22 protein-coding genes and 1 tRNA gene are annotated in these 24,760 nt (G+C 69.4%); 14 read left to right on the forward strand and 9 right to left on the reverse strand.

Going from position 1 to position 24,760, the window contains the following annotated elements; all coding sequences use genetic code 11:
* Positions 1–4 precede the first annotated feature (4 nt).
* Both V4U86_RS08360 and V4U86_RS08365 read left to right on the forward strand, forming a co-directional pair.
* Positions 5–1,039, forward strand: a complete 1,035-nt coding sequence (locus tag V4U86_RS08360) for an alpha-ketoacid dehydrogenase subunit beta (RefSeq protein WP_395310788.1) — start codon at positions 5–7, stop codon at positions 1,037–1,039.
* Positions 1,036–2,229, forward strand: a complete 1,194-nt coding sequence (locus V4U86_RS08365) for a dihydrolipoamide acetyltransferase family protein (protein WP_395310789.1) — start codon at positions 1,036–1,038, stop codon at positions 2,227–2,229. The genes V4U86_RS08360 and V4U86_RS08365 overlap by 4 nt, the downstream gene beginning before the upstream one ends.
* On the opposite strand, the gene V4U86_RS08370 is transcribed toward V4U86_RS08365, so the two are convergent.
* A complete protein-coding gene (locus tag V4U86_RS08370; protein WP_395310790.1) occupies positions 2,226–2,978 on the reverse strand; it encodes an enoyl-CoA hydratase in 753 nt (250 codons plus the stop codon). The genes V4U86_RS08365 and V4U86_RS08370 overlap by 4 nt on opposite strands.
* Before the next feature lie 515 nt (positions 2,979–3,493).
* Between V4U86_RS08370 and V4U86_RS08375 the strand changes: the two genes are divergently transcribed.
* The 5 genes from V4U86_RS08375 (at position 3,494) to V4U86_RS08395 (ending at position 6,546) form a co-directional block, all read left to right on the forward strand.
* Complete coding sequence (locus tag V4U86_RS08375) at positions 3,494–3,991, forward strand: hypothetical protein (protein ID WP_395310791.1); 498 nt, start codon at positions 3,494–3,496, stop codon at positions 3,989–3,991.
* Between the two features lie 120 nt (positions 3,992–4,111).
* A complete protein-coding gene (locus V4U86_RS08380) occupies positions 4,112–4,537 on the forward strand; it encodes a hypothetical protein (protein ID WP_395310792.1) in 426 nt (141 codons plus the stop codon).
* Between the two features lie 429 nt (positions 4,538–4,966).
* Entirely contained in the window at positions 4,967–5,419 is a 453-nt protein-coding gene (locus V4U86_RS08385) for a hypothetical protein (protein ID WP_395310793.1), read from the forward strand.
* 6 nt (positions 5,420–5,425) lie between these two features.
* Positions 5,426–6,040, forward strand: a complete 615-nt coding sequence (locus V4U86_RS08390; RefSeq protein WP_395310794.1) for a hypothetical protein — start codon at positions 5,426–5,428, stop codon at positions 6,038–6,040.
* A complete protein-coding gene (locus V4U86_RS08395; RefSeq protein WP_395310795.1) occupies positions 5,980–6,546 on the forward strand; it encodes a hypothetical protein in 567 nt (188 codons plus the stop codon). The genes V4U86_RS08390 and V4U86_RS08395 overlap by 61 nt, the downstream gene beginning before the upstream one ends.
* On the opposite strand, the gene V4U86_RS08400 is transcribed toward V4U86_RS08395, so the two are convergent.
* The 7 genes from V4U86_RS08400 to V4U86_RS08430 all read right to left on the reverse strand — a co-directional run bounded on the left by V4U86_RS08400 (position 6,523) and on the right by V4U86_RS08430 (position 15,792).
* Positions 6,523–7,137, reverse strand: a complete 615-nt coding sequence (locus V4U86_RS08400) for a class I SAM-dependent methyltransferase (RefSeq protein ID WP_395310796.1) — start codon at positions 7,135–7,137, stop codon at positions 6,523–6,525. The two genes, V4U86_RS08395 and V4U86_RS08400, sit on opposite strands and share 24 nt — an antisense overlap.
* Positions 7,134–8,741, reverse strand: a complete 1,608-nt coding sequence (locus V4U86_RS08405) for a dipeptide ABC transporter ATP-binding protein (protein WP_395310797.1) — start codon at positions 8,739–8,741, stop codon at positions 7,134–7,136. The genes V4U86_RS08400 and V4U86_RS08405 overlap by 4 nt, the downstream gene beginning before the upstream one ends.
* The gene (locus tag V4U86_RS08410; protein WP_395310798.1) at positions 8,738–9,625 is read right to left on the reverse strand and encodes an ABC transporter permease; all 888 of its coding nucleotides are present in this window, start codon (positions 9,623–9,625) and stop codon (positions 8,738–8,740) included. The genes V4U86_RS08405 and V4U86_RS08410 overlap by 4 nt, the downstream gene beginning before the upstream one ends.
* The gene (locus V4U86_RS08415) at positions 9,622–10,572 is read right to left on the reverse strand and encodes an ABC transporter permease (RefSeq protein ID WP_395310799.1); all 951 of its coding nucleotides are present in this window, start codon (positions 10,570–10,572) and stop codon (positions 9,622–9,624) included. Before V4U86_RS08415 ends, V4U86_RS08410 begins: the two co-directional genes overlap by 4 nt.
* The gene (locus V4U86_RS08420) at positions 10,569–12,092 is read right to left on the reverse strand and encodes an ABC transporter substrate-binding protein (RefSeq protein WP_395310800.1); all 1,524 of its coding nucleotides are present in this window, start codon (positions 12,090–12,092) and stop codon (positions 10,569–10,571) included. Before V4U86_RS08420 ends, V4U86_RS08415 begins: the two co-directional genes overlap by 4 nt.
* Positions 12,093–12,178: 86 nt before the next feature.
* Positions 12,179–13,387, reverse strand: a complete 1,209-nt coding sequence (locus V4U86_RS08425) for a hypothetical protein (protein WP_395310801.1) — start codon at positions 13,385–13,387, stop codon at positions 12,179–12,181.
* A 74-nt stretch (positions 13,388–13,461) separates the two neighbouring features.
* Entirely contained in the window at positions 13,462–15,792 is a 2,331-nt protein-coding gene (locus V4U86_RS08430; protein ID WP_395310802.1) for a SpoIIE family protein phosphatase, read from the reverse strand.
* Positions 15,793–15,929: 137 nt separating this feature from the next.
* On the opposite strand from V4U86_RS08430, the gene V4U86_RS08435 reads away from it, so the two are divergent.
* The 3 genes from V4U86_RS08435 to V4U86_RS08445 are packed head-to-tail and all read left to right on the forward strand — an operon-like array spanning position 15,930 to position 18,569.
* A complete protein-coding gene (locus tag V4U86_RS08435) occupies positions 15,930–16,295 on the forward strand; it encodes an STAS domain-containing protein (protein ID WP_395310803.1) in 366 nt (121 codons plus the stop codon).
* Between the two features lie 23 nt (positions 16,296–16,318).
* Positions 16,319–17,062 carry an alpha/beta fold hydrolase gene (locus tag V4U86_RS08440; RefSeq protein ID WP_395310804.1) on the forward strand — a complete coding sequence of 248 codons (744 nt, stop codon included), beginning with the start codon at positions 16,319–16,321 and terminating at the stop codon, positions 17,060–17,062.
* Between the two features lie 46 nt (positions 17,063–17,108).
* Positions 17,109–18,569, forward strand: a complete 1,461-nt coding sequence (locus V4U86_RS08445; protein WP_395310805.1) for an SDR family NAD(P)-dependent oxidoreductase — start codon at positions 17,109–17,111, stop codon at positions 18,567–18,569.
* Positions 18,570–18,643: 74 nt separating this feature from the next.
* Here the strand turns inward: V4U86_RS08445 and V4U86_RS08450 are convergent.
* Positions 18,644–18,719 (reverse strand) — tRNA-Arg (locus V4U86_RS08450).
* Between the two features lie 99 nt (positions 18,720–18,818).
* Between V4U86_RS08450 and V4U86_RS08455 the strand changes: the two genes are divergently transcribed.
* From V4U86_RS08455 to V4U86_RS08470, 4 genes are all read left to right on the forward strand, one after another.
* Positions 18,819–19,274 (forward strand): group I intron-associated PD-(D/E)XK endonuclease, encoded by a 456-nt coding sequence (locus tag V4U86_RS08455; RefSeq protein WP_395310806.1) that lies wholly within the window; start codon positions 18,819–18,821, stop codon positions 19,272–19,274.
* Positions 19,275–19,383: 109 nt separating this feature from the next.
* Positions 19,384–20,865: a wax ester/triacylglycerol synthase family O-acyltransferase gene (locus tag V4U86_RS08460; protein ID WP_395310807.1), complete on the forward strand. Its 1,482-nt coding sequence runs from the start codon at positions 19,384–19,386 to the stop codon at positions 20,863–20,865.
* Complete coding sequence (locus V4U86_RS08465; protein ID WP_395310808.1) at positions 20,862–22,400, forward strand: HAD-IB family hydrolase; 1,539 nt, start codon at positions 20,862–20,864, stop codon at positions 22,398–22,400. Before V4U86_RS08460 ends, V4U86_RS08465 begins: the two co-directional genes overlap by 4 nt.
* Positions 22,397–24,754, forward strand: coding sequence for a glycerol-3-phosphate 1-O-acyltransferase (locus V4U86_RS08470; protein WP_395310809.1), 2,358 nt, complete (start codon positions 22,397–22,399; stop codon positions 24,752–24,754). The genes V4U86_RS08465 and V4U86_RS08470 overlap by 4 nt, the downstream gene beginning before the upstream one ends.
* The last annotated feature ends 6 nt before the right edge of the window (positions 24,755–24,760 follow it).

Here is a 24,760-nt window from a genome sequence, read left to right on the forward strand (position 1 = left end):
GGCCATGACGCAGATCATCGAGCGGTCCGCGAAGAGCGGTGACGACGCAACCGAACCGCGCCCCACCCGGCTGACGATGGCCCAGGCCATCACCCGGGCCCTGCACGACGCGATGGCAGACGACGACCGGGTGCTGGTGTTCGGCGAGGACGTCGCCGCACTCGGCGGTGTGTTCCGGGTGACCGACGGTCTGGCCGAAACCTTCGGTCCGCAGCGGTGTTTCGACACCCCGCTGGCCGAATCGGCCATCATCGGCATTTCGATCGGCATGGCGATACGGGGATTCGTCCCGGTGCCCGAGATCCAATTCGACGGGTTCGCGGCGCCCGCCTTCGACCAGATGGTCAGTCAGCTGGCCAAGTACCGGATGCGCACCCACGGTGACATCGACATGCCGGTGACGGTGCGGATCCCGTCCTTCGGTGGCATCGGGGCGATCGAGCACCACTCGGAGTCCACCGAGAGCTACTGGCTGCACACCGCGGGGCTGAAGGTCGTGACGCCGTCCAGCCCGTGGGACGCGTACTGGCTGCTGCGGCAGTCCATCACCTGTCGTGACCCGGTCGTCTATCTGGAACCCAAACGTCGCTACTGGACGCGCGACGCCGTCGACACCGAGACCGCGCCGCTGCCGTTCGGGCGGGCATCAGTGGCGCGCAACGGATCCGATTGCAGTGTGATCACCTACGGTGGGCTGGTCGACACCGCGCTGAGCGCGGCGGAGCTGGCCGCCGAACAGCACGGCTGGGACCTGGAAGTCATCGACCTGCGGTCACTGAACCCGCTGGACTTCGAAACCGTCGCGGCGTCCGTGCAGCGCACCGGACGGTGTGTGGTGATGCACGAGGGTGCGCGGACACTCGGGTTCGGCGCCGAACTGGCGGCCCGGATCTCCGAGGAGCTCTTCTACGACCTGGAGGCACCGGTGCTGCGTGCCACCGGTTTCGACACCCCGTATCCGCCGGCCCGACTGGAGAAGCTCTGGCTGCCGGGAGTGGACCGACTACTGGACTCCGTCGAGAAAGCGTTGGCGCAATGACCGATTCGCAGCTGCTCGACTTCCGCGTCCCGGATCTCGGTGAGGGATTGGAGGAGGCCACCATCACCGGATGGTCGGTGGCTGTGGGCGATGTCGTCGAGCTGAACCAGGTGCTGTGCACATTGGAGACCAACAAGGCCGAGGTGGAGATCCCCAGCCCGTACGCCGGCCGGATCTTCGAGCTCGGCGGCGACGTGGACCAGACACTGCCGGTCGGTGCGGTGCTGGTCCGCATCGTCGGGGAGGGTGTCGCGCCCCGCGCCGTGGACGAGCCGGTTGACGAGGGCGAGCCTGCCGAAGGGGGAGCATCCGGTGCCGTGCTGGTCGGTTACGGCGCCGACGACCGGTTGGACGGGTCTCGGCGCGCCCGGGCCAAACCGTCCACCCGCAAACTCGCCCGCGAAACCGGGGTAGACCTGAACGCGGTCGCTCCCACCGGCCGCAACGGTGTCGTCACCCGCGACGACGTGCTGGCGGCCTCTGCGGCGCCTGCCGAGTCGTCGGCGTTCGACATGCCGGACCTGGTGGCGCCCAACGGCGTGCAGGTCGAGATGGCCAAGCGGATGACGTTGTCGCGCAGCAAAATTCCGGATGCGCATGCCACCGTCGTGGTCGACGGTACGGTGCTGCTGAAGCTGGCGGCGCGGTTCGAGGTGACCCCGTTCGCGCTGACGTTGCGGTTGCTGACCCTGGCGCTCAGGCATCACCCGCTGATGAACTCGACCTGGGTGGACACCCCGGACGGCCCGCGTCTGCACCGGCACCCGTCCATCCATCTCGGCATCGGGGTGGCCACCAAGCGGGGGCTGCTGGTGCCGGTGGTGACCGATGCGCAGACCCGCCCCACCCGGGAGTTGGCCGTCGAGGTGACCCGGTTGATCGAGGGCGCGCGCAACGGCACACTGCGCCCGACGGAGCTGTCCGGATCGACGTTCACGGTGTCGAACTTCGGCGCACTCGGCCTGGACGAGGGGGTGCCGGTGATCAACTATCCGGAGGCCGCGATCCTCGGGATGGGGTCGCTGAAACCGCGCGCGGTGGTGGTCGACGATGCGGTGGTAGCCCGGCCGACGATGTCGCTGACCTGTGCTTTCGACCATCGCATCGCCGATGGCGCGCAGGTGGCCGCGTTCCTGCGGGAACTGCAGGAGTTGATCGAGACGCCCGAACTCGCGCTGCTGGACGCTTAGCGTTTCTTCGCCGCGGCGAGTCGGCTCTGGAACTCCGGTGACTGGATGGACTGTGCCTGGGGCGTGATCTCCACGTCGACGGCGATGGCGTGCTGCTCGCTGTCGAGGAAACCGGGGTTGGCGGTGGCCCGCATCGACGCCTTGGTCGCGATCACCACGTCCCGCGGTGCGGATGCGGGGCCGGCGGCCAACTGCCGGGCCGCGGCGACGGGGTCGTCGGCCACCTCCAGAGCCAGGCCGTAGCGCACTGCCTCGTCGCCGTCGAAGCGTTTACCGAACAGCAGCGCGGCCCGTGCCACCTGGGGGCCGACCCCGCGTTGCAGCATCCAGGTGGCGCCGCCTCCAGGATGGATCCCCAGCTTCTGGAAGCGCGGATCGAACAGTGCCGCGGGTCCGGCGATCCGGACGTCGGCGGCCAGGGCGAGGTTCAGGCCGGCGCCGACCGCGGCACCGTTGACCGCGGCGATGGTGGGCAGCGTGCAGTTCGCCACGGCCAGAAATCCGTCGTAGATGGTGCGCAGTCCGTCCTCGGCGGCTTCCCCGAGTGCGGTCAGATCCGCGCCGGCACAGAAGGCCTTACCCGCGCCGGTGACGATGACGGCGTGGATGCCGGTATCGGATTCGGCGGCCTCGATGGCGGCGCGGAGGCCGGCCGAGATCTCGGCGGTGACCGCGTTGCGCCGGTCCGGGTCGTTGACGGTGACGGTGGCGACGCGGTCGACGACGTCGACGAGAACAAGCTCAGACATGGCCTCAGGCTACGGAGCGGGGTTTGCGTCTGGATGCGGAGGTCCGACACGCGGTGTCCGAACCCTCGGAGAACTCATGGTCAGCCGCTGTCCTGGGGGTTTCTCCGCGTTCTGTCACAGCCCCGGATCTCCTTTGCATCGGAACGATAACCGTCGAATTTGTCGCGCGGGTTAGTTGCATTCATGTCATTTACCTTTCTCCCTGACTGCAACGTCAAATATGAAAGCGCTTGGGGATGACATGGTGAGTAAGTCAAATCGTCTGGCTGTCAGCATCTTTGCGGCGGCGGCACTGTGCACGCCGCCGCTGTTGTTGAGTGCTGTGGCTGAGGCGCAACCGGCGTTGCAAACGAGCGCGGGCGGGGTGCCCTGTGTGGGCATGGTGCAGCAGCTGGCAGCCTCCCCGCCTGATATCGGCGAGTCTCTTCAGGGCATTGCGGCGCCGTTCACCGGCGCCGGCGCGGCGCCCGTCGTCGTCCCGCCGGCCACCGCGGCCGGCGCTATCCCGGCGGCCGGTGCGGTTGGCGGCGGCGGTGCGGGCGGCGGTGCTGCTGGTGGTGGTGCCGGTGGAGCCGGTGCTGCTGGTGGTGGTGCCGGAGGTGCAGGTGGAGCCGGTGCTGCTGGTGGTGGTGCGGGTGGTGCGGGTGGTGCCGGAGCTGCTGGTGGTGGCGCCGGAGGTGCAGGTGGTGCGGGTGCTGCTGGTGGTGGTGCGGGTGCTGCTGGTGGTGGTGCGGGTGCTGCTGGCGGTGGTGCGGGCGGTGCTGGCGCGGCTGGTGGTGGTGCCGGTGGTGCGGGCGCGGCGAGCGCCGCGGGCGTGGCGAGCACCGGCGGTCCGGCGGCCGGCGTCATCGACGACTTGGCGGCAGCGGCTCCCGGCGGTGCCGGCGCCGGTGCTCCGATCGCCGATGCTGCCGCGCATGTGGGCGGTGGCGGCGCGCCCGGCGGTGGCGAAGGAGTCGGCGGGGGAGCCCCCGGCGGCGGTGAGGGTGCCGGCGCTCCCGGCGGTGGCGTAATCGATTCTGCAGCAGCGCATGTCGGGGCGGCCGGTCCGCCCGCCGGTCCGCTCGTGGACGCCGCCGCGGTCGTTCCGCCGGCGGCTGAGGCCGCTGTTCCGGCGGCCGCGGTGGTCGACGGTGCCGGTGCAGCTCCCGCTGCGGCCGCCGCACCCGCTATCGGTGGCGGTCAGGCTGGCGCCCCGGTCGCCGCGGTCGGTGGCGGGGATGGTGGAGGCGCCGGAGGTGGTGCCGGAGGCGGCGGAGGCGCTGCCGGTGGAGGTGCCGGTGGAGGCGCTGGCGGTGGAGCCGGTGGCGCGGGCGGTGGAGCTGGTGGAGCCGGTGGAGCTGGTGGAGCCGGTGGTGCGGGCGGCGGCGCTGGTGGTGCGGGCGGCGGTGCTGGTGCAGGCGGCGCGGGTGGCGGTGCGACCGGTGGAGCCGGTGGTGGTGCGGTCGGTGGCGGTGCAGCCCCGGTCGGCGGCGTCATCGAAGGCGGCGGGGCCGCAGGGGCGCCGGTGGAACTTGCCGTGGCCGCTCCTCCGGTGGAGGTGGCGTTGCCTCCGGTAGAGGTGGCTGCACCTCCGGTAGAGGTGGCCGCACCTCCGGTGGAGGTGGCGTTGCCTCCGGTCGAGGTGGCCGCTCCTCCCGTGGAGGTGGCGTTGCCTCCGGTTGAGGTCGCTGCACCCCCGGTGGAAGTGGCCGCGCCTCCGGTCGAGATTCATGCACCGCCGGTTCAGGTGGCTGCTCCGCCGGCCGAGCTTTCGGTGCCCATAGACATCGATATGCCCGACGTGAGCATCCCCGGGATCAGCGTGCCCGGCGCGGCCGGCGTACCCGGTGCCGTGGTGGGAGGTGCGCCCGGTGCTGTGGTGGGCGGTGCGCCCGGCGCGGTCGTCGGCGGGGCGCCCGCGGCCGCCGTCGCCGATGCGGGTGCGGCAGCCGCCGCGCCCGGGGCGGCCGTGGTCCAGGCCGCGGCCCCGGCCGCGGCGGTCGGCGGTGGCGAAGCCGCTGCAGGTGCAGTCGGCGGCGGTGGCGCTGCCGGCGGAGGCGGCGCGGGCGGAGCAGGTGCTGCCGGCGGTGGTGCTGCAGGCGGTGCCGGAGCAGGTGGTGCAGGTGGTGCCGGAGCAGGTGGCGCCGGTGGTGAAGGCGGTGCAATCGGCGGCGGTGCGCCGGCCGGTGGCGCAGCCGGCGGCGGAGCTCCCGTGGGCGGAGGCGCCGCGGGTGGTGCACCCGCAGGTGGCGGTGCGGCCGGTGGTGCGCCTGTGGGCGGTGGCGCTCCGGTGGGTGGCGGTGCGCCCGTGGGCGGTGGTGCTCCGGTCGGTGGCGGTGCCCCGGCAGCCGGTGGTGCCCCGCTCGGCGGTGCGGCTCCCGTCGTGGAACCGGAGGCAGTCGGTGCTCCGTTGCTCGATGCCGGGGCGATCGGACCCATGCTGGCCAACACCGGAGTGAACGCGGGTGGACCGGAGGCAGCCGTGCTCGACGCCGCTGCCGGTGCGGCGCCCGGGGGTCTCGCGGCTGCCGAAGGGGTCGTCGCTCAGGGCTCGGGTGCCGGTGGCGGGCTTCCGCTTGCCGATGCCGCGGGCGCAGGCGGCGGACTGCCGTTGGCGGATGCGGCCGGAGTGGGCGGACCCGCTGCGGGAGCACTCGAAGACGCTGCCGCAGTGGCAATCCCGGCAGCAGGGGCCGGTGGCGCTGGTGCAGGCGGCGGCGCGGCCGGTGGTGGCGGCGCGGCTGGTGGTGGCGCTGGTGCCGGTGGAGCAGGTGGCGGTGGCGCGGGAGCCGGCGGCGGAGCTGGCGCCGGAGGTGCAGGTGGCGGTGCCGGGGCGGCCGGTGGTGGCGCTGGTGGCGCAGGTGGTGGCGGTGGCGGTGCCGGCGCGGCCGGTGGCGGTGCGGGTGCCGGCGGCGGAGCCGCAGGTGGTGCGGGTGCCGGCGGCGGCGGTGCAGCCGGTGGTGGTGCCGGGGCGGCCGGTGGTGGCGCTGGTGGCGCAGGCGCAGCGAGCGCCACGGGCATGGCGAGCACCGGTGGCGCCGGGGCCGGCGGTGTCGACGCCGCGGTCGTCGGACCGCTGATGGCCAGCACGGGTGGACTCGGGGCCGTTCAGGCGGTGACCGCACCAGCGGTGGCCGCGGTCCAGGCCGCTGTCCCCGCAGCCCCCGCAGCAGCTGTCGGAGTTGCGGCCCCGGCCGCGACCGCCGGAGGCGGCACGGCCTTCGCCGGCATCCCGGGCGTCATCGCCCCGGCGGCCGGTGCGGCAACAGGCATCCCCGGAATGGTGATGGCGCCGTTGGCCGGTGTGACGGGCATCCTCGCCGAGATGCTTCCGCAGCCCTCCCTCGGGGTGCCCAGCGGAACCGGTGTGACAGGATTCCTGCCCACACCGCAGCTCAATATGCCTGCCGTGAGCGGTCTGCCGGTACCGGTGCCGACGACGGTGACCATGCCGACCGACCTGGTCTGCGAGGGAGTCGGGGGCTGGTCGTTGTCCACCCCGGGCACCGGCAGCGTCATGCCGGACGCCACCGCGGCCATCCGGACCGAGGACTGGGACCAGTCACCCAAGCGTGCAGGACAGTAGATAGCGGTAGTAGAGAGCACGCCTGAGGGTGGCTCCCGGCAGGACGTCGCCGGCCACGTGCCGAATGTCATCGAGACCTTCGCGCGGGTCGGCGACGACCACGCCGATATCGGGAACCTCGTGATGCCACAGTGCGGCGATGCGTACCAGCGGCACACACATCAGCGACCAGAACCAGTCGCGCACAGTCTTGTTCGCGCTGAGGCCGACCACGGCGAGCGTGCCGCCCGGGGCCAACATGCCGGCCGCACGTGTCAGCGTCGGCCGCAACTCCATGTGATGCAGGGTGGCGACGAAGGTGATCAGATCGAACCGGTGCGGTCCCGGATCGAATGCGTCGTACGTGGTTTCCTGTACCCAGACCGAGGGCTGCCCGTCGAGGCGCTGCCGGGCCCGGGCCACCGCCGCCGGATCGGGGTCGATCGCGGTGACCGAGCGGGACACGGGAACCAACCGCTGCGCGAGCAGTCCGTCACCGCACCCGACGTCCAGCACATCACCGCGCCGCCGCCGGGCCAGGTTCAGCACCCACGGGTGGTAGGCCGTGTTGTGATTCCAGTACTCGGCCGGGACGGAATCCGTACCCGTCATGACCGCGTCGTGGACCGGTCCGGTGGTACCGCCGCCAGCAACGCGCGGGTGTACTCGTGCTCAGGTGCGGCGAAAAGTTCAGCGGCGGGCCGGTATTCGACCATCTCGCCGCCGCGCAACACCAGCACATCGTGGCTCAGGCGTTCGATCACCGCCAGATCGTGGCCGATGAACAGGTAGGTCAGCCCGAGTTCGCGTTGCAACTCCAGCAGCAGGTCCAGCACCTTGGCCTGCACCGACACATCCACCGACGCGGTGGCCTCGTCGAGGATCAGAAGCTCCGGCTGCACGGCGAGCGCCCGCGCGATGCTGACCCGCTGACGTTGCCCGCCGGACAGCTCATGCGGGTAGCGGCCCGCGAAGGACGCCGACAGTCCCACCGAGTCGAGGAGCTCGCCGACCCGGGCGTCCCGCTCCGGCCTTGCGCGGACCAAGCGGTGCACGATCAGCGGCTCAGCGACGGAAACCCCGACCGGGGCACGCGGATTCAACGAGGCGAAAGGATCTTGCATCACCAGGCTGATGCGCCGCCGGACGGCCTTCTGCTCGGCACCGCGCACCGTCAACACATCGGTGCCGTCCAGCGTCGCGGTACCCGAATCGGGCACCGCCAGACCGGTGAGGGCGGCCGCGACCGTCGATTTGCCCGAACCCGATTCGCCGACCAACCCCAGCGTGGCGCCTCGCCGAATCGAGAACGACAGATCCTTGACCGCGTGTATCACCGACCGGCCCGTCGGCGTGCGCACCGGGAAACGGACATCGAGCCCCACCACCTCCAGCAGCGGCTCGGCGTCCGGTGGCGCGGGTGGGGGGCCCTCACCATCCAATACCGGCCGCGCAGTGAGCAATTCACGGGTATACCCCTCTCGGGGTGCGGTGAAGATGGCATCGACTTCCGCCTGTTCCACCACCGCGCCGTCCCTCAGCACCGTGACGGTGTCGGCCACCTCGCCGATGACGCCGAGGTCGTGACTGATCCACACCACCGCGGTGCCGAAGTCCTTCTGCAGGTTCTGCACCAACTCGATGATCTGCGCCTGGGTGGTGACGTCCAGCGCGGTGGTGGGCTCATCGGCGACCAACAACTCCGGATCGCAGGCCAGGGCGATGGCGATCATCACCCGCTGACGCTGGCCGCCGGACAGCTGATGCGGATAACTGTTCATCCGGTTCTGCGGTTCGGGCAACCCCACCGCCTCCAGCAGTTCCAACGCGCGCACCCGGGCCTGGCGACGGGTCTGATTCCGGTGCGTCTCCAGGGATTCGGTGATCTGCCTTTCGATGGTCAGCAACGGGTTCAGCGACGTCCCCGGATCCTGGAAGACGAACCCGATCCGGCCACCGTGCACCCGCCGCAATTCTCGGGCCGAGGCCCCGATCAGCTGCTGCTCACCGGCCAGGATGCTGGAACCGTCGGCCACGGCGCCCGGGGCGTCCAGCAGGCCGGTGGCGGCCAGTACCGTCATCGATTTTCCCGATCCGGACTCGCCGACGATGCCCAGCGTCTGTTCCGGTTCGACCGTCAACGACACCCCGCCCACGATCCGGCGCCGCCCGATATGGACGGTCAGATCGTCGACGGCCAGCACCGGGTTCGTCACGAACGTTTCCTCCGGGCCTCGATCATGCTGCGCTGCTTGGGATCCAGCACATCGCGCAAGCCGTCGCCGAGCAGATTGAACGCCAGCACGATGACGAAGATCGCAATCCCGGGGAACACCGCCATCCACCAGGCCAGCGTCACGAAACCCTGCGAGTCGAAGATCATCCGGCCCAGTGACGGCTGCGGGGGCTGCAAACCCAGCCCCAGAAAGGACAGCGCCGCCTCGGACAGGATGGCGAACGCCAGCGACAACGACGTCTGCACGATCAACGGACCGGTGATGTTGGGCAGGATGTGCCGGGCCAGGATGTATCCCGAACCGGTGCCCATCGTCCGCGACACCGCCACGTAGGGCTCCACCCGGACCGACAGCGTGCTGGCGCGGGCCACCCGCGCGAAGATCGGGGTGTAGACGACACCGATCGCCAGAATTGTCGTCGTGAGGCCGGGGCCGAGAACGGCGACGATGGCCAGCGCCAGCAGCAGCACAGGGAAGGCGAACATCACGTCGACGAGCCGCATGACGACCGTGTCCAGCCAGCCGCCCCGGTACCCGGCCAGCACCCCCAACGTGATCCCGACGACCGCGGCGAAGGCCACGCTGACCACGGCCACCTTCATGGAGGCCTGCACGGCGACCAGCACCCGGGACAGCACGTCGCGGCCGAGCTCGTCGGTGCCCAGCCAGTGCGCGCCGCTCGGCGGTCGCAGTGCCTGCGGCACATCCACATCGTTGACGCCGTAGGGCGCGATCCACGATGCGGTCAGCGCGATCACCACGACGGCGACCAGGATGACGGCGCTGATGACGGTGACCGGGTTGCCGGCCAGCAACCGCCAGGCCCGGACCCGCTGCGCGTCGTCGGTTCTCGGTTCGGTCATGACAGCCGGATCCTCGGGTCGACGATCGCGTACAGGACGTCGACCAGCAGATTGACCACCAGGAACAGCACCGCCATCAGCAGCACCGCTCCCTGGATCACCGGATAGTCGCGGGCAGCCACCGAGTTGAACACCAGCCGGCCCAGACCCGGCCACGCGAACACCACCTCGACGACGATGACCCCGCTCAGGATGGTCGCCAACTGGATGCCCGCGATCGTCAGGATCGGCACCAGCGCATTGCGCACGGTGTGCCGGAGCGTGACCACCCGGGGCGCAAGGCCTTTCGAGCGGGCGGTGCGCACGTAACCCATGCCGGTCACCTCCAGGACCGCCGACCGCACGTACCGCGTCATGATCGCCGCCGCCACGAGCCCCACCGTCAGCCCTGGCAGGATCACATGCCGCAGCCAGCCGCCGGGATCCTCGAACAACGGTCGGTAACCGGAGGTCGGTAACCAACCCAGCACGGTGGAGAACAGCGAGACCAGCAGGATGCCGAGCCAGAAGTCCGGTACCGAGAAGCCGAACTGGCTGGTGATGCGGACGAGCGCATCGGCGGCCCGGCCTTCGCGCAGTGCGGCGTAGATGCCGGCGGGCAGCGCGATCGCCAAGGCGAGCACGATCCCTACCGCGGCCAGCGACACCGTCGCCGGTAATCGTTCCAGCAGTACCTCGGTCACCGGGTCTCCGTTGCGGAAGCTGACGCCGAGGTTCCCGGTGGCGGCGTGGTCCAGATAGTTCACGAATTGGCTCACCAGCGGCTGATCCAACCCGCTGGCCTGGCGCAGCGCTTCGTAAGCCTCCGGGGTATAACGGGTTCCGAGCGCGATCCGCACCGGGTCACCGGGCACCAGATGCACCAGCGCGAACACCACGACGAGGACGCCGACGAGGACCACCAGCGAATAGGCGATTCGCCGAGCCAGGAAGATCAGCACCGTCACGGGCTCTCACCACCGGAGTTCAGTGCGGCGTCCCGGAAGCGGATGGCCTTGTCGCGGCGGGCCTCGTAACCGGTCAACTCCGGCGACCAGGCCTGGATGACCGCCGGGTTGTACAGGTAGATGTAGCTGACCTCGTCGGCGATCAGCGTGGCGGCCTGCGCGTAGTCGTCCTTTCGTGCCTGCTGGTCGGTTTCGGTGCGTCCGGCGTCGAGCAGTCGGTCCACCCGCGGATCGGAGAACTTCTGCGCATTGCTGGTGCCGTCGGTGTGATGCTGGGCGTAGTAGAAGTCGTCCGGGTCGATGTTGCCCAGCCATCCCATCATCAGCATGTCGAAGTTCCCGCTGTTCTGTTCGTCGAGCCAGGTGGCGAAGTCGACGGTGCGGATGGACGTGGTGATACCCAGTGGCGCAAGGTTGTCGGCGATCACCTGAGCAGCGGTGACCGTCTGCGGGTACTCGCTGGTGACCAGTAGGTCCAGCGTGCTGGGTGCCGATTCGGCCTGCTGCAGCAGATCCCGGGCCTTATCGAGGTCGCGGCTGTACCGGTCATACGGCACGAACCATGGGTTTCCTTCCGGAATGGCGAGCTGATTCGCCTGCGCCGTACCGTAACTGGTGGCCTGCACGATCGACGGCCGGTCCAGCGCAAAGGAGACGGCCTGACGGACCCGGACGTCGTTCCACGGCGCACGGGCCAGGTTCAGTGCGAGATACCAATAGTCGTTGCTGGGTGTTTCGGCCAGACTCAGCGAATCGTCATTGCGCAGTTGGGTGACCCGCTGCGCGGGAACTGCATCCGTCCAGTCGATCTCCCCGGCCTGCAACGCCGACAGGGCTGTGGAGGACTCACTGATGAACCGGAACGTCACCCCGGGGATCTGCGGGGCACCGCCCCAGTACCGGTCGTTGGCACGCAGTGTGATCGAGTCCCCGCTCTTCTGGCCGGCGAACGCGAACGGGCCGGTGCCGATCGGGTTGGTGGCGATCTGCCCGTCCTCGACGTTGCGGCGCTGCACGATCGCCATGCCCTTGAACCCGCCGAGATTCGTCAGCAGATTGGGCGTCGGGCGCGTCAAGGTGATCCGCACCGTCTGGTCATCGACGGGACTGACGTCGGCGACGGCGCTGAACTTGTCGGAGTTGGTCAGCTTTTCGTCGATGATCCGGCGGTAGGAGTAGACGACGTCGCCGGCGGTCAGCGGGCTGCCATCGTGGAAGGTCACCCCGGGTCGCAGATGAAACGTCCACACCAACTGATCCGGCGAGGTCTCCCACGAGCTTGCCAACGCCGGGCGCATCACGAGATCGGCGTCGGGTTCGACCAGCGTGTCGAAAACGTTCTCCAACACCTCGAACGAGAAGTACGCGCTGGTCTTGTGCGGATCCAACTGGTCGGGCTCGCCCGCTATCGCGGCGATCAGGTTGCCGGCGTCCTGGCCGAGGTCGACACGCTGGCCGGGGGAGCAGGCTGCGCAGGCAAGGGCGATCACGGCGGCGAGGGCGGCCGCAACCAGTCGCATATCCCGTCACTTTCGACCCGCGCCGGCCCGGGGTGGGTGTCGGCGCACTGAGGGCACCAGTACCCGGATCTTGCCGGGCTCACACCTCAGCGTTGCGCGGTCTGCCCGTCGTGGTGCCGGGTGATGCGCGGACCCGCACGGTCGGTGCGATGAGCGTCGCCGGCCTCGTGCTCGGGCGCGTCGCCGGAATCGTCGTGCGCCGAGGTGTTGCCGGAGTCGGCGTGGGTCTCGGTGTCGGTCTCCTCGCCGACCGGTCCCGGATGGGCCGCGCGGACCGCACCCTGTTCGGCCGGGCGCAGCTCCGAGCCGGTCGCGCGCAGCGGGTCGGGCTGTCGGTGCCGGCGCGGCGTCGGCGGGATCTGTTCCTCACCGCGGGATACAACCTCGTCGTCTGCCGCCGCACTCGGGGCCACGGCTGTCGGGGTTCGCCGCTCGGTGCGCGACGGCGGCTGCGAGGGCACCTGTTGCCGAGGGTCGGCCGCCGCCCGGATGTCGTCGACGGCGTCGACCACTGCGTGTTTGATCACCCCGCCCGCCGTGTTCACCACCTCGGCGGCGGTGTTCGCTCCCGCGCGCAGCGCACGGACCGGGTTGCCCGTCCGGGCCAGCTCCTGCGCCACCGCATCCGGAACGGCGAACACCCCGGCCAGCACTGTATTGAAGGCCGGGAAGATGACCGCCGCCACCACGTCGATGGCGGCGATGACCGCGACCTGGAACACCCCGCGCGGCTGCACCGTCGGCTCCGGATTCGGGACGAACGGCAGATTCAGCGCCGCATAGGTGTCCCGGCGGGCCCGGTCCAGTGCGGACACCACCGCCGGTATCCCGCCGCGGGCGGCGGGTAACACGTCGAGCAGTCCGACGACGCCGACCTCGAAGGCGTTCAGCGCGCGCTGCGCAGGGATGGCCTGATCGACGTCGATGGCGCGTTGCGCCGCGGCTCGGGTCGGGCCGGTCACCGATGCGACCGCGGCGCCCACGGCCTTGAGGACGTCGCCGGCGGACAGCGCGGTGAGGAACCGGCCGGGCGCCTGCAGCGTCGTGGCCGCCGCGGTCACTCCGGTCTGCGCGAGCAGGGGGCAGATGAGCGAGCAGTAGACGGCCTGGTTGCGCCAGAAGCTGACGATGAGTCCGCCCGGCGGCACCGAGGTGGCGGCGAGCCGCACATCGGCGGTGATCGTGGGCGGCGGCGGTGCCACGGCGGGCGGCGGTGCCGTCAACACCGCCGCGGCGGTGACGGCGGCCAGTCCGGCGGCGGCGAGATCGAGACGCGGGCGAAGGAAACTGTGCATGTCGGACCCCTGTGTCGAGACGTGGTGTGGGGGACACGAGATGCGGGTCCGGCCGGTTCGATCCGGGCGGTGGGTCACTGTCTGCGCAGCGCGATGACGGTGACGTCGTCGTCGGTGTCCTCGGGCTCCAGCGCCGCGGAGATCTGCTGCGCGCCAGCTTGACCCGCGCGGTCGAGTACCCGGGCGAGGCGCTCCAACCCACCGTCGATGGTGCCGTTGCGCCGTTCGACGAGTCCGTCGGAAAACATCACCAGGCCTTGGCCGTGCTCCAGGCCGAACTCGCTGTGGGTGTAGCTGCCGCCCTTGACCCCGATGGGCGGCGACAGCTGGATGGGGGCCGGCGTCACCGGGGCACGCCCGCCGGTCAGGTAGGGCATCAGGTGACCGGCCGACGCCGCCTCGGTGCGCCCGCTGTCCAGATCGATGCGCACCGCGACCACGGTGGCGAATGCCCGCGCCATCAGATGCCGACTGAATGCGTTGAGTTGGTTCAGCGCGTCCGCGGGGGTGGCGCCGGCGAACAACAGCGACCGCAGCGCGTTGCGCAGCTGCGCCATCGCGCCGGCCGCGGCCAGGCCGTGACCGGCGACGTCCCCGAGCACCACCGTCAGCCGGCCGTCCGGCAGCACGAACGCGTCGTACCAGTCACCGCCCACCCGGCCGCCCACCGCCGGCCGGTAGTCGGTGGACAGGTCCCAACCCGGGACGGTGGGAATCGACTCGGGCAGCAGGCTGCGCTGCACGATGTCGGCCACCCGCAGCGCACTTCGGGTGCGCCGGTAGAGCTCTTCGACGAGATGCCCGCGCAGCATCTCGGCGGACTCGATCTGGATCGGTCCCCAAGGTTCACAACACTTGTCGACGACTTCGCGCCACCGGTCGAACGACTTGCGCGGGCTGAGCCGTATCTCGTCGCCCTCCTGCACCGCGATGGCCTTGTTGTGCGGATCGCCGCCCCAGTCGACCGAACGCAGCGCCTCCTGCCGGAACCAGATCACGTACTGGTCGTCGGGCAGGTTCAGCGCGAGCGCGCCGGCGGTGTCCTGTGGATCCAGGTCCAGGGCCGGCAACTCGCGGGACAGACATTCGGTCGTGCCGGTGTCCTCCCCGGCGGTGCGGGCCCAGGTGGCTACCGCGGCAACGGTTTCGGGTGCGGGGACCGTTCCCTGGGTGCGGTACTCGCCGCCGATGTTGACGGCGACGCCGGCGGCGGGCAGCAGATCGAGCACGCTCGGGGTTCCGAGCAGAGCCGCGGCGACCGGTTCGCTGTCATTCAGCGTCGCGGCGGTGATGTGCGCGAGCATCGACTGTGCCGCCAGGCGTTCCCGCAGCTGGTCGTCATCGAAGCGGTCGACGAGCCGCAAAGACAGTGTCGAGCCGAGGAATTCGGCTGCCGCGCGGGCGCCGTAGGGCGGCAGGTGCGGCCCGGCGTAGTGATGGCAGGCGATCAGCCCCCACAGCCGGCCGTGCCGCAACAGGGAGATCGACATCGACGCCCGCACGCCCATGTTCTGCAGGTATTCGATGTGGATGGGGGAGACGCTGCGCAAGGTGGCGTGCGTCAGATCCAGTGGTGTCCCGGTGGCCGGATCGGTGGGCGGCACCAACGGTGTCGGGGTGTAACCGACATCGGAGATCAGACGCAGCCACTTCTTCTCGTACATGGCGCGGGCCTGGGCGGGGATGTCACTGGCCGGATAGTGCAGTCCCAGAAAGGAGTTGAGGTCCTCTCGTTTGCATTCGGCGACGACCTCGCCGTTGTAGTCCTGGTCGTAGCGGTACACCATCACCCGGTCGAACCCGAGGAGATCGCGGACCGCGCGGGCGGTGGTGTCGTACAACTCGGTCGTGGTCGCGGCGCGGTTGAGTTCCTCGACCGAGTTGCGCACGGCCTGATAGGTGTTGGGGAACGAGAAGGGCCGCTCGCCGTAGGCGATCTCCAGTTCCACGAGCAGCACCCCGCCGGGTTCGCGGTGCAGCAGGGCGTCGAATGCGCGGACCTGACCGTCGACGGACAGTTCCAGCTCGAGTGGGTTGCGTTGGCGAAGGTCACCGAACGCGGACGCGGCCTGCACGATCCGCTCGGCCTCAGCCTGTCCGAGTAAAGCCGAAAGGTGCCGGCCCAGGACGTCGTCGACCGCGTGCCCCAGCAACTCGGCGACATTCGCGCTGATCTGGCGGATCCCAAAATCGGGCTCCTGGACCACGACGAGCACGCCCCGGGGCTGAATGCTGCCCGGGATGTGGATCGGCTCGCGGGCACAGTTGTCCAGATCGATGGGCGTGCCGACCGGAACCAGTCCGTCGACGGTGCCGTCGGTGTCTTGCCGCGAAATGGGATACCCCCAGGGTGTGACGCTGCGTCTGGTGAGCGTGGAATCAGATTTCGCACTCGAGACTGCCATGCCGTGGGCGTGACAGGTCACGCCCACGGGCGAATTGACGTAGGCTCAACGGCATAGATCAGCGTTCTTGCTTGTCCGGTTGAGCCGCAGCCCGCGAGACATAGCGCCCCGAAACGACGGTTCCGCGAGGTTTCCGAATGTCTGACCAGTTCGTATCCAGCCCATCGACCCTGGTGTCTGCCCAGGAATGGCACGACACCACCGTGGTGATCAACTGCTCCGGTGTCGTGGACATGCTCACCACTCCCGACTTGGAACGACTTGTCGCCACGGCTCTGGAGAAGCAGCCGACCGCGGTGATCGTGAACCTGACCGAAACCTCCATGTTCGCCTCGTGCGGCATGTCGCTGCTGGTGGAAACCCACGAGCGGCTGCCCGAGGACGTTCCGCTGATCGTGGTCGCCGACGGGCCGGTCACACGTCGTCCGCTCGAGTTGGTGGGTTTGGCGGCGTTCCTGACCATCCGCCCGACCCTGGATGCCGCGTTCGACGAACTGGGTTGACCACCGTCGGGCACGATGACTGAATGACCGTCGTCTTCGTCCACGGCAATCCGGAAACCAGCGCAATCTGGGGACCACTGATCGATGAGCTCGGGCGTGCCGACGTCGTCACGCTGTCCCCTCCGGGATTCGGTACACCGCTGCCCGAGGGTTTCGACCCGACCTATCTGGCCTACCGGGATTGGCTGGAACTGGAGCTGGAGGAACTCGACGGCCCCATCGACCTGGTCGGACACGACTGGGGCGGCGGTCACGTCGTCAACGTCGCCATGCACCGGCCCGACCTGATCCGCAGTTGGGTCAGCGACATCGTCGGCGTCTTCGATCCCGACTACGTCTGGCACGACCTGGCGCAGATCTGGCAGACGCCCGGAGCGGGGGAAGAGGGCGTGGCTGCACTGATGGCGGGAACGCCGGAGGAGCGCGCCGCCACCCTGGCCGGGATGGGTGTCGGCCCGGACATCGCTCCGGCGCTGGTCGCCGCGCAGAACGACGATATGGCCGTCGCGATCCTGCGGTTGTACCGGTCGGCGGCCCAACCGGCCATCGCGCAGGCGGGTGCCGCGCTGGAGACCGCCGCCGAACGCCCGGGTTTGTCGATTCTGGCGACCGAGGACACCTTCGTCGGAACCGACGAGATGCGTCGACGCGCGGCCGAGCGGGCCGGCGCCCGCACCGAGGTTCTCGACGGTCTCGGGCACTGGTGGATGATCCAAGATCCCGGCCGCGCGGCGGAGGTGCTCAGCCAGTTCTGGGCTGGGCTCTGATTTTGCCGAATAGGTCCCCGGGGCCTGCCCGCCGTACCCTTTCCCGGTGACCGCGATCGATCCCGAGAAGCTCAGCACGTGTCTGCAGGTGCTGGCCGACGTCGAATCGTTGCCACCGGAGCACCCGGACGCCGTTGCCGTGCGCCGTGCCACCGCCGGCATCTTCAAGGCGGTCCGCAAGGCCCGCCGGCACGCCAAACGCGACGCGGTCGCGGCCGCCGACCGGGCCGTCATCGCCGCCACCGCCACCGGTGCGCCCGGCCGCATCGACGACGAGACGGCGGGGTTGCCCCTGGTCTCGTCGGCCACCGGGGCCACCGCGGGCACGCTGCTCAAGTCCCGGGCCTGCTACATCTGCAAGAAGCACCACACCGTGGTGGACGCCTTCTACCACCAGCTGTGCCCGGAGTGCGCGGCGTTCAGCCACGCCAAGCGCGACGCCCGCACCGACCTCACCGGCCGGACCGCTCTGCTGACCGGCGGGCGCGCCAAGATCGGCATGTACATCGCGCTGCGGCTGCTGCGCGACGGGGCGCACACCACCATCACCACGCGATTCCCGAACGACGCCGTGCGGCGCTTCGCCGCCATGCCGGACAGCGCGGACTGGTTGCACCGGCTGCGGATCATCGGCATCGACCTGCGGGACCCGGCACAGGTGGTAGCGCTGGCCGACACCGTGGCCGCAGCCGGCCCGCTGGACATCCTGATCAACAATGCCGCCCAGACGGTGCGCCGGGCCCCGGGTTCGTACTCCGCGCTGGTCGAGGCCGAGCGCACCCCGCCGCCGGAGCTCGCGCAGGTGGATGTGGTCAGCTTCGACCGGGTCAGCGATGCGCACCCGGCCGCGCTGGCGGGCAGCCTCGCCGAACACCAGACGCCGCACGCGCCGTCATTCCCCGAGTCGCTGCGCTCCAGCCCGCCGGTGACCGAGCTGGCTCTGACGGCCCGTAGCGCTTCACCCGAGCGGATCGCTGCCGGCACCGCCATCGACGCGGGTGGCCTACTGCCCGACACCGCTTCGATCAACAGTTGGACCCAGCGGGTGCACGAGGTCGACGCGATGGAGCTGCTGGAGGTGCAGCTGTGCAACCAGACCGCGCCGTTCATCCTGGTGAGCCGGCTCCGCCCGGCGATGGCCGCCGCCCCGGCCCGGCGCAAGTACGTGGTGAACGTATCGGCCATGGAGGGGCAGTTCGGCCGTAAGTACAAGGGGCCGGGCCACCCGCACACCAACATGGCCAAGGCCGCCCTCAACATGCTCACCCGCACCAGCGCCAAGGAGATGCTGGAGCAGGACGGCATCCTGATGACCGCGGTGGACACCGGGTGGATCACCGATGAGCGGCCGCACCCGACCAAGCTGCGGCTGGCCGACGAGGGGTTCCACGCGCCGCTCGATCTGGTCGACGGGGCCGCGCGGGTGTACGACCCGATCGTGCGCGGCGAGGCCGGCGAGGATGTCTACGGCTGCTTCCTGAAGGATTACCGGCCCAGCGAGTGGTGACGGACCTCAGGTTGTCGGAGGTGTGCGTTAGCGTGCGGTCAAGAACGAGAAGCACACGCCAAACGATCGAGAAATGGCACCCCCGACAGGATTCGAACCTGCAACCTACGGGGTAGAAACCCGCTGCGCTATCCGTTGCGCCACGGGGGCAAGCGGACATCCGTAATTTACACCGAGACCGTTCCCTTGCAGAAACAGATCCGCAGGACGTGAAGCTACTCGCACCGCAATCGACGAAAAGAGCGATCAGTGGTTCGACATCACACCAAGGACAAGGGCGACCTCGGCGTCGCCAAAGCGTTCGCCGATCTCGTAGCCAAGGGTTTCTACGTCCTGTTCCCCGCGACCGAGCATGCTCCGTTCGACCTTGTCGCGTACGCGGGTGGGACCTTTCATCGCGTCCAGGTGAAGTACCGGTCCGGCCGGACCGGCACCATCAAACTCAACCTCCGGTCCACCTGGACCGACCGGCACGGCGTCCACAGCACACCCATCGACAAGGACGCCATCGACGCCATCTGCATCTACTGCCCGGAGACCGACGAGTGCTATTACATCCGGCCAACCGACCACGGCGTGTCCGTCAATCTCCGGATCACACCGACCAGGAACGGTCAGCAGAAACGGATCCTGCAGGCCTCGGCCTTCCGTGAGCTGCCGGACAAACTCCCGTACCCGATCGACGGGAACCGCGCCTCGGCGTGAACGCGTGACGACAGCTACGAAAGCCGCGCCGCGGCAGGGCGCCGCCGACTAGCGTGGACGCTGCATGGCGGCCGCCCGGGGAGCGCCAGGCAGGAGGAGAGTTCGCGCGATGAGCAATCAGCCGTTGGACGCGGCGGGGCTGCCCCAGAAACTGAACGGTGTCGACACACTGCTGCACCGCGGTGAGGCCAATCCCCGTACCCGGTCCGGCATCATGGGCGTCGAATTGCTTGACACCACCCCCGATTGGGAACGCTTCCGGGCCGTGTTCGAGCAGGCCTCGCGCAAAGTGCTGCGGCTGCGCCAGAAGGTGGTGATGCCGACGCTGCCGACGGCCGCGCCGCGCTGGGTCGTCGACCCCGACTTCAACCTGGACTTCCATGTGCGCCGGGTCCGGGCCCCGGAACCGGGCACCCTGCGTCAGGTGCTCGATCTGGCTGAGATCGCGCTGCAGTCGCCGATGGACATCACCCGGCCGTTGTGGAGCGTCACCCTCGTGGAGGGCCTGGCCGACGGCCGGGCCGCCACCATCCTGCATCTGAGCCACGCCGTGGCCGACGGGGTCGGCACCGTCGAGATGTTCGCCAACATCTACAACCTGGAACGTGACGTGGAGGCCGGTGAGCCTGCGCCGCTGCCGATTCCGCAGGATCTGTCCTCCAACGACCTGATGAAACTGGGCATCAACCGGCTACCGCTCAAGATCACCAACGCCGCCCTCGGCCTGCTCGGTGGCGCCGTGCACGCGGTCACCAATGTGGTGCGCGACCCGGCGTCGGCGGTCAGTGGCGTCGTCGATTACGCGCTGTCCACCACCCGGGTGTCCCGGCCGGTGGCCGATCATTCGCCGCTGCTGCGCCGGCGCAGTTTGAGTTCGCGCAGCGAGGCCATCGACATCGTGTTCGCCGACCTGCACACGGCCGCCAAGGCCGCCGGCGGTTCCATCAACGACGCCTACCTGGCCGGGCTGTGCGGGGCGTTGCGGCTCTACCACGAGGCCAAGGGCATGCCGATCGACACGCTGCCGATGGCGGTCCCGGTGAACCTGCGCTCCGACGACGACCCGGCGGGTGGAAACCGTTTCGCCGGAGTCAATCTCGCCGCACCGGTCGGCATCGCCGACCCCGAACGCCGGATCCGGGCGATCCGCTCCCAGATGACCAGCAAGCGCGAGGAACGCGCCATCGACATGGTCGGATCGATCGCGCCGATCGCCAGCTTCCTGCCCGACGCCGTGCTGGAATCGATGGCCGGCTCGGTGGTCAACTCGGATGTGCAGGCCAGCAATGTCCCGGTGTTCCCCGGGGACACCTTCATCGCCGGGGCGCAGGTGCTGCGGCACTACGGACTCGGCCCGCTGCCCGGCGTGGCGATGATGACGGTGCTGGTCTCCCGAGGCGGCTACATCACCGTCACCACCCGTTATGACCGGGCCGCGTTCGCCGACGACGCCCTATGGACGCGCAGCCTGCTGCAGGGTTTCGACGAGGTGCTCGCCCTCGGCGGAGCGGGGCGGGCCGTCGCGGCCTCCTTCAGTGCCCCGGAACCGGCAACCGGTAACACCGCAGCGAATAGGAGTGGCGCGCAATGAGTTCGGCGAACGGACAGTCGGGCGGCTCGAAGATCATGCGCCTTCCGGGCACCGTGGCCGAGATCGAGGCCAGCCCGGAAGGACCCGAGATCGGCGCGTTCTTCGACCTGGACGGCACCCTGGTGGCCGGCTTCACCGGTGTCCTGATGACCCGCGACCAACTGCGGCGGGGCCAGATGAGCATCGCCCAGTTCATCGGGATGGTGCAGGCCGGCATCAACCATCAACTCGGACGTTCGGAGTTCGAGGACCTGATCGGCAAGGGCGCCCGGATGCTGCACGGGAACTCGATCACCGATCTCGACGAACTCGGAGAACGCCTGTTCATCCAGCACGTGCGTGACCGGATCTACCCGGAGATGCGGGCCATGGTGCGGGCCCACCAGGCCCGCGGGCACACCGTGGTGCTGAGCTCATCGGCGTTGACGGTGCAAGTTGAGCCCGTTGCCCGCTTTCTCGGCATCGACAACATCTTGAGCAATCGTTTCCAGGTGGACGAGAGCGGCCTGATCACCGGCGAGGTCGAGGAACCGGTCATCTGGGGTCCCGGGAAAGCCGATGCCGTGCAACGCTTCTCGGCGGCCAACGGGGTTGACCTGTCCAGGAGCTACTTTTACGCCGACGGTGACGAGGACGTCGCCCTGATGTACCTGGTCGGCAACCCTCGACCCACCAATCCGGCGGGGAAGATGGCCGCGGTGGCCGCCAGGCGCGGCTGGCCCATCCTGAAGTTCAGCAGCCGCAGCGGCAGCAGCCCGGTGTCCCAGCTGCGCACCCTGGCCAGCCTGGCCACCATCCCGACGGTGGCCGCCGGCGCGGTCGGGCTGGGGTTGCTGACCCGCAACAAACGCGTCGGCGTCAACTTCTTCACCTCCAACTGGAGCAAGCTGCTGATGCTGACCACCGGCATCGAGCTCAATGTGCTCGGCGAGGAGAATCTGACCAAACAGCGGCCGGCGGTGTTCATCTTCAACCACCGCAACCAGGCCGACCCGATGATCGCCGGCCGACTGGTCAACACCGACTTCACCGGGGTGGGCAAGAAGGAATTGGAGCGCAACCCGCTGATGGGTCCGCTCGGCAAGGTGATGGACGCGGCGTTCATCGACCGGGACGACACCCAGGCCGCCGTCGAGGGCCTGCGCAAGGTGGAAGAGCTTGCCCGCAAGGGGCTTTCCATTCTTATCGCCCCCGAGGGCACCCGGCTGGACACCACCGAGGTGGGCCCGTTCAAGAAGGGCCCGTTCCGGATCGCGATGGCCGCGGGCATCCCGATCGTGCCGATCGTCATCCGCAACGCCGAGGTGGTGGCCGCCCGCGACTCCAGCACGTTCAATGCCGGCAAGGTCGACGTCGCCGTGTATCCGCCGATCCCCACCGACGACTGGACCAGTGCGAACCTGGTCGAGCGCATCGCCGAAGTCCGCCAGCTCTATCTGGACACCCTGCTGTCCTGGCCGCAAGACACCTTGCCCGACGCCGCTGTGTACCAACGGCTCCGGGCCCGGTCCGAAGGCGAGGGGGAGCAGGCGTGAAGCCGGCCGTCGAGGATTTCACCAGCTTCATCCCGACGGGCGACACGCTGGTGCTCGCCGCCGTCGTCTCCCCGGCCGAACAGCAGCTGCTCGACGACTGGCTGCGCCAGCAGCGGCGCGAACGACCCGAGGCCCGGGTCGAGGTGCTGGTCTTCCCGGTGCATTCCGCGGACCAGCCGCCGGCTCTGATGGCCCGCCTGGTGCAACTGCTGGAAGCCAACCCGGACCGGTCCGTGGTGCCGGTGCGGATCTTCTGGGTCCCCGCCGGTCTGCCCACCCGGTCCAAGATCGTCTCGCTGATCTCGGGCCGCGACACCTACCGGCCCCCGGAGCTGCTGCAGCGGCGCATCCTGCGCAAGGATCCGTCGCGGGCCAGGGTGGTGGCCGGCGAGCCGGCCAAGGTCTCCGAACTCCGGCAGCAGTGGAACGACACCACCATCGCCGAAAACCCGCGGGAATTCGCCAACTTCGTCATTCGCCGGGCCATCCTCGCGATCGAGCGGGTGGAGCTGCGGCTGCTCGGGCCGGAATACAAATCGCCGCGTCTGGTCAAGCCGGAGATGCTGGCCTCGGCCCGGTTCCGGGAGGGCCTGGAGAAGATCCCGGGCGCCACCGTGGAGAAGGCCGGCGAGATGCTCGACGAACTGTCGACCGGGTGGAGCCGCTTCTCGGTCGATCTCATCCCGACTCTGGGGCGCGCCATCTTCAGCCGGGGATTCGACCCCGACATCGACTACGACCAGACCGAGATCGAATCACTGCGGCACGCCCTGGAGACCCACCCGGCGGTGCTGCTGTTCTCGCACCGGTCCTACCTGGACGGCGTCATCGTCCCGGTGGCCATGCAGGAGAACCGGCTGCCCCCGGTGCACACCTTCGCCGGGATCAACCTGTCCTTCGGCTTCATGGGCCCGATCTTCCGGCACTCCGGGGTCATCTTCCTGCGCCGCAAGCTCGACGACCCGCTGTACAAGTACGTGCTGCGCCAGTACGTCGGCTACATCGTGGAGAAGCGGTTCAACCTGAACTGGTCGATCGAGGGAACCCGTTCGCGCACCGGGAAGATGCTGCCGCCCAAACTCGGTCTGCTGTCCTACGTCGCCGACGCCTACCTCGACGGCCGCAGCGAAGACATTCTGCTGCAACCGGTCTCGATCAGCTTCGACCAGTTGCACGAGACCGTCGAGTACGCGGAGTACGCCCGCGGCGGGGAGAAGACACCCGAGAGCGCGAAGTGGCTGTACAACTTCGTCAAGGCCCAGGGGGAGCGCAACTACGGCAAGATCTACGTCCGCTTTCCCGAGGCGGTGTCGATGCGCCAGTATCTCGGCGAGCCGGGCGGCCCCATCGCCACCGACCCGGACGCCAAGCGGCTGGCCATGCAGCGGATGGCCATCGAGGTCGCGTGGCGCATCGTTCGGGTCACCCCGGTCAACGCCACCGGCCTGGTCTCGGCGCTGTTGCTGACCGCACGCGGGGTGGCGCTCACCGAGGGGCAGCTGCACCGCACCCTGCAGGACACGTTGGATTACCTGGAACGCAAAGAACTTCCGATGACCAACAGTGTGCTCCGGTTGCGCACCCCGGAGGGGGTGCGGGCCGCGGTGGACGCGCTGTCGGGTGGGCATCCGGTGACGCGGGTCGACGGTGGGCGCGAACCCGTCTGGCGGATCGCGCCGGATGACGAGCACGAGGCGGCGTTCTACCGGAACTCGATCATCTACGCCTTCCTGGAGACCTCACTCATCGAGCTGGCCCTGGTGCATGCGGCCCGCGCGGAGTCGGACTGGCTGGACGCGTTCTGGGCGCAGATCATGCGGCTGCGGGATCTGCTCAAGTTCGAGTTCTACTTCGCCGACTCGGCGACCTTCCGGGAGAACATCGCCGCGGAGATGTCCTGGGTCAGCGACTGGGAGGAGAAGATCGCCTCCGGGCCCGACGGTATCGACGCGGTGCTGCAGACCAAACGCCCGTTGCTCGGCGGGGCGATGCTGCGGCCGTTCTTCGAGGCCTACGAGATCGTGGCCGATGTGCTGCGGGACGCCGCCCCGGAGATCTCCGAACCCGACCTGACCAAGCGGGCGCTCGGGGTCGGCCGCCAGCACGTGGCGCAGGCCCGGGTGCGCAATGCGGAGTCGGTGTCGGCGCTGCTGTTCGCCACGGCGCGGCAGGTCGCCGCCGACCAGGATCTGCTGCGGCGGGCACCGGATCTCTCGGAGCGCCGCGTCGCCTTCCTGAGCGAAATGCGCGGCATCCTCGCCGACGTGACCACCGTGGAGGCCGCCGCACGGAAACAGTTCTATGCGCGCGAGCAAGCCTCACTCCGGTCGAAGGCGGCACAGCGCCCCACTTAGGCTGGA

The sequence above is a fragment of the Mycobacterium sp. AMU20-3851 genome (assembly GCF_043974665.1).
In the GTDB taxonomy this organism is placed as follows: Bacteria; Actinomycetota; Actinomycetes; order Mycobacteriales; family Mycobacteriaceae; genus Mycobacterium.

Excerpts from the sequence above, each read along its gene's own strand:
- V4U86_RS08435 (WP_395310803.1), top strand. The coding sequence starts at position 15,930 with ATGTCTGACCAGTTCGTATCCAGCCCATCGACCCTGGTGTCTGCCCAG.
- V4U86_RS08420 (WP_395310800.1), bottom strand. The coding sequence starts at position 12,092 with ATGCGACTGGTTGCGGCCGCCCTCGCCGCCGTGATCGCCCTTGCCTGC.
- V4U86_RS08425 (WP_395310801.1), bottom strand. The coding sequence starts at position 13,387 with ATGCACAGTTTCCTTCGCCCGCGTCTCGATCTCGCCGCCGCCGGACTG.
- V4U86_RS08395 (WP_395310795.1), top strand. The coding sequence starts at position 5,980 with ATGGCGAGCACCGGTGGCGCCGGGGCCGGCGGTGTCGACGCCGCGGTC.
- V4U86_RS08370 (WP_395310790.1), bottom strand. The coding sequence starts at position 2,978 with ATGTCTGAGCTTGTTCTCGTCGACGTCGTCGACCGCGTCGCCACCGTC.
- V4U86_RS08365 (WP_395310789.1), top strand. The coding sequence starts at position 1,036 with ATGACCGATTCGCAGCTGCTCGACTTCCGCGTCCCGGATCTCGGTGAG.
- V4U86_RS08460 (WP_395310807.1), top strand. The coding sequence starts at position 19,384 with ATGAGCAATCAGCCGTTGGACGCGGCGGGGCTGCCCCAGAAACTGAAC.
- V4U86_RS08410 (WP_395310798.1), bottom strand. The coding sequence starts at position 9,625 with ATGACCGAACCGAGAACCGACGACGCGCAGCGGGTCCGGGCCTGGCGG.
- V4U86_RS08465 (WP_395310808.1), top strand. The coding sequence starts at position 20,862 with ATGAGTTCGGCGAACGGACAGTCGGGCGGCTCGAAGATCATGCGCCTT.
- V4U86_RS08430 (WP_395310802.1), bottom strand. The coding sequence starts at position 15,792 with ATGGCAGTCTCGAGTGCGAAATCTGATTCCACGCTCACCAGACGCAGC.
- V4U86_RS08400 (WP_395310796.1), bottom strand. The coding sequence starts at position 7,137 with ATGACGGGTACGGATTCCGTCCCGGCCGAGTACTGGAATCACAACACG.
- V4U86_RS08440 (WP_395310804.1), top strand. The coding sequence starts at position 16,319 with ATGACCGTCGTCTTCGTCCACGGCAATCCGGAAACCAGCGCAATCTGG.
- V4U86_RS08360 (WP_395310788.1), top strand. The coding sequence starts at position 5 with ATGACGCAGATCATCGAGCGGTCCGCGAAGAGCGGTGACGACGCAACC.